This is a genomic window from uncultured Psychroserpens sp., from assembly GCF_947501425.1.
GTDB lineage: Bacteria > Bacteroidota > Bacteroidia > Flavobacteriales > Flavobacteriaceae > Psychroserpens.
Genome location: NZ_CANMVN010000017.1, coordinates 1 through 4891 on the forward strand (window position 1 = coordinate 1; position 4891 = coordinate 4891).

1 protein-coding gene is annotated in these 4891 nt (G+C 38.3%); it reads left to right on the forward strand.

Annotated elements, in window-relative coordinates:
* Nucleotides 1-4891, forward strand: a 4891-nt coding sequence (locus Q0951_RS16970; protein ID WP_299339515.1) for a hypothetical protein, incomplete at both ends; no start/stop codon positions are given.

The window sequence follows — 4891 nt, forward strand, 5'->3', positions numbered from 1 at the left end:
CTGATTCAGCTGTTGATGCGTGTGGAAATACACAAACAATCACAAGAACATGGACTGCTACTGATGACTGTGGAAATACGGTTTCTGATACACAGACCATATCTGTGGTTGATACAACTGCACCAACATTAACGATTCCTGCTGATGCAACGGTTGAATGTACAGAATCTAATGATCCTTCAGCTACTGGTAACGCAACAGCTACTGACACTTGTGGAAACGCTACTGTAACATTTACTGATTCAGCTGTTGATGCGTGTGGAAATACACAAACAATCACAAGAACATGGACTGCTACGGACGACTGTGGAAATACGGTTTCTGATACACAAACCATTTCCGTAGTAGATACTATTGCTCCAGATGTTTCTAATTGTACTGTTGAGAATACAGTATTAGAATGTTCTGATACTAATAATGAATCGCTTGCCGATACATGGAATGCAACTAACATTGCGACATTAGAAACTTGTGCAACAGATGCCTGTGATGCAGATCTGTCTGTGACATCTGATTACGATTTCAATAACCTAAATACAACGTGTGGACCATGTGGAACACTTAATGTAACCTATACTATTACTGATGATTGTGGAAATAGTTCAACAGTGGTTGCTACATTAACATTTGATGATGGTACTATTCCTGATTTATCTAACTGTACAGTTACTGATGAATCGATTGAATGTGATGGTGATAATAACGAACAATTAGCTAACGATTGGAATGCGGATAACATTGCTGCACTTGAAACGTGTGCTGATGATCTTGGTATTACTGTAACATCTAATTATACATATACTAACTTAGTATCAACTTGCGGTCTAGGTGGAACCATAGCTGTAATATATACTATTACTGATGATTGTGGTAACGCCACTACTTTAAGTGCTACACTAACTCTTGAAGATACTACACCTCCTAACTTAGATAACTGTTCGGTTACGGATCAGGCTATCGAGTGTGATGGTGATAATAACGAACAATTAGCTATCGATTGGAATGCAGCCAACATTGCTACGCTTGAAGCCTGTGCTGCTGATTCTTGTGATACAGATCTTAATACACAAGTTACATCTGATTTCGCTTATACAAATCTAGTATCAACTTGTGGTCAAGGTGGGACTATTGCTGTAGTCTACACAATTACTGATGATTGTGGAAACGCTTCAACGTTAAATGCAACATTAACTTTAGAAGATACAACACCGCCTAACTTAGATAACTGTGCTGTTACAGATCAGACTATCGAATGTGATGGTGATAATAACGAACAATTAGCTATTGATTGGAATGCAGCTAACATTGCTGCGCTTGAAGCCTGTGCTGCTGATTCTTGTGATACAGATCTTAATACACAAGTTACATCTGATTTCACTTATACAAATCTAGTATCAACTTGTGGTCAAGGTGGAACGATTGCTGTAGTCTACACAATTACTGATGATTGTGGAAATGCTGCAACGTTAAATGCAACATTAACTTTAGAAGATACAACACCGCCTAACTTAGATAACTGTTCGGTTACAGATCAGGCTATCGAGTGTGATGGTGATAATAACGAACAATTAGCTATCGATTGGAATGCAGCCAACATTGCTACGCTTGAAGCCTGTGCTGCTGATTCTTGTGATACAGATCTTAATACACAAGTTACATCTGATTTCGCTTATACCAACTTAGTATCAACTTGTGGTCAAGGTGGAACTATTGATGTAGTCTACACGATTACTGATGATTGTGGAAATGCTGCAACATTAAACGCAACATTAACTTTAGAAGATACAACACCTCCTAACTTAGATAACTGTGCTGTTACAGATCTGGCTATCGAATGTGATGGTGATAATAACGAACAATTAGCTAACGATTGGAATGCAGCTAACATTGCTGCACTTGAAGCCTGTGCTGCTGATTCTTGTGATACAGATCTTAATACACAAGTTACATCTGATTTTGCATATACCAACTTAGTATCAACTTGTGGTCAAGGTGGAACTATTGCTGTAGTCTACACGATTACTGATGATTGTGGAAATGCTGCAACATTAAACGCAACATTAACTTTAGAAGATACAACACCGCCTAACTTAGATAACTGTGCTGTTACAGATCAGGCTATCGAATGTGATGGTGATAATAACGATCAATTAGCTATTGATTGGAATGCAGCCAACATTGCTGCGCTTGAAGCCTGTGCTGCTGATTCTTGTGATACAGATCTTAATACACAAGTTACATCTGATTTTGCTTATACAAATCTGGTATCAACTTGTGGTCAAGGTGGAACTATTGCTGTAGTCTACACGATTACTGATGATTGTGGAAATGCTGCAACATTAAACGCAACATTAACTTTAGAAGATACAACACCGCCTAACTTAGATAACTGTGCTGTTACAGATCAGGCTATCGAATGTGATGGTGATAATAACGAACAATTAGCTATCGATTGGAATGCAGCTAACATTGCTGCGCTTGAAGCCTGTGCTGCTGATTCTTGTGATACAGATCTTAATACACAAGTTACATCTGATTTTGCATATGCAAATCTGGTATCAACTTGTGGTCAAGGTGGAACTATTGCTGTAGTCTACACGATTACTGATGATTGTGGAAATGCTGCAACATTAAATGCAACATTAACTTTAGAAGATACAACACCGCCTAACTTAGACAATTGCACGGTTGAAAATACAGTTTTAGAGTGTTCTGACACAGATAATGAAGCACTTGCCGATGCCTGGAATGCTGCAAATATTGCTGCGCTTGAAGCCTGTGCTGTAGATTCTTGTGATACTGATTTTACAGGTCAGGTTACTTCAGATTACGATTTCGATAACTTAAATACAACATGTGGACCATGTGGAACACTTAATGTAACCTATACTATTACTGATGATTGTGGAAATAGTTCAACAGTGGTTGCTACATTAACATTTGATGATGGTACTATTCCTGATTTATCTAACTGTACAGTTACTGATGAATCGATTGAATGTGATGGTGATAATAACGAACAATTAGCTAACGATTGGAATGCGGATAACATTGCTGCACTTGAAACGTGTGCTGATGATCTTGGTATTACTGTAACATCTAATTATACATATACGAACTTAGTATCAACTTGTGGTCAAGGTGGAACTATTGCTGTAGTCTACACAATTACTGATGATTGTGGTAACGCCACTACTTTAAGTGCTACACTAACTCTTGAAGATACTACACCTCCTAACTTAGATAACTGTGCTATTACAGATCAGGCTATCGAGTGTGATGGTGATAATAACGAACAATTAGCTATCGATTGGAATGCAGCGAATATTGCAGCGCTTGAAGCCTGTGCTGCTGATTCTTGTGATACAGATCTTAATACACAAGTTACATCTGATTTTGCTTATACAAATCTGGTATCAACTTGTGGTCTAGGCGGAACGATTGCTGTAGTCTACACGATTACTGATGATTGTGGAAATGCTGCAACATTAAACGCAACATTAACTTTAGAAGATACAACACCTCCTAACTTAGATAACTGTGCTGTTACAGATCAGGCTATCGAGTGTGATGGTGATAATAACGAACAATTAGCTATTGATTGGAATGCAGCCAACATTGCAGCGCTTGAAGCCTGTGCTGCTGATTCTTGTGATACAGATCTTAATACACAAGTTACATCTGATTTTGCTTATACAAATCTGGTATCAACTTGTGGTCAAGGTGGAACTATTGATGTAGTCTACACGATTACTGATGATTGTGGAAACGCTTCAACGTTAAACGCAACATTAACTTTAGAAGATACAACACCGCCTAACTTAGATAACTGTGCTGTTACAGATCAGGCTATCGAATGTGATGGTGATAATAACGAACAATTAGCTATCGATTGGAATGCGGCAAACATTGCTGCGCTTGAAACCTGTGCTGCTGATTCTTGTGATACAGATCTTAATACACAAGTTACATCTGATTTTGCATATACAAATCTGGTATCAACTTGTGGTCAAGGTGGAACTATTGCTGTAGTCTACACGATTACTGATGATTGTGGAAATGCTGCAACATTAAACGTAACATTAACTTTAGAAGATACAACACCGCCTAACTTAGACAATTGCACAGTTGAAAATACAGTTTTAGAATGTACAGATGCTGACAACGAATCGCTTGCAGACGCCTGGAATGCGGCTAATATTGCTGCGCTTGAAGTATGTGCTTCTGATTCTTGTGATACTGATTTTACAGGTCAGGTTACTTCAGATTACGATTTCGATAACTTAAATACAGTTTGTGGCCCTTGTGGAACACTAAGTGTTACTTATACAATCACTGACGATTGTGGTAATGAGACAACTCTTGTTGCTGTGCTTACTTTTGGTGATGATACCATTCCAGATCTATCAAATTGTGATGTTGATGATACAACGATTGAATGTGCAGGAGACGAAAATGAAACCCTCGTTAACGACTGGAATGTAAACAACATCGCAGCGCTTGAAACATGTGCCGATGACTTAGCGATAACTGTAACTTCAAACTATGATTATACAAACTTTGTGTCTTCATGTGGTTTGAGTGGGAGTATTACTGTAACTTATACAATTACTGATGATTGTGGGAATTCAGCAACACTCGACGCCACTCTAACGATTGAAGATACAACACCTCCTAGTTTTACAGTTCCGGAAAGCATTGCAATTGAATGTGATCAAGATCCTTCAGATGTATCGATTACTGGTGATGTCACTGATGAAACTGATAATTGTTCTGATAGCACTTTAGAAGCTGTGTATACTGATTCAGTGGCCGACGGAAGTTGTGCTAACGAATCTATCATTACCAGAACATGGACATTAACGGATGACTGTGATAATACAACTACACA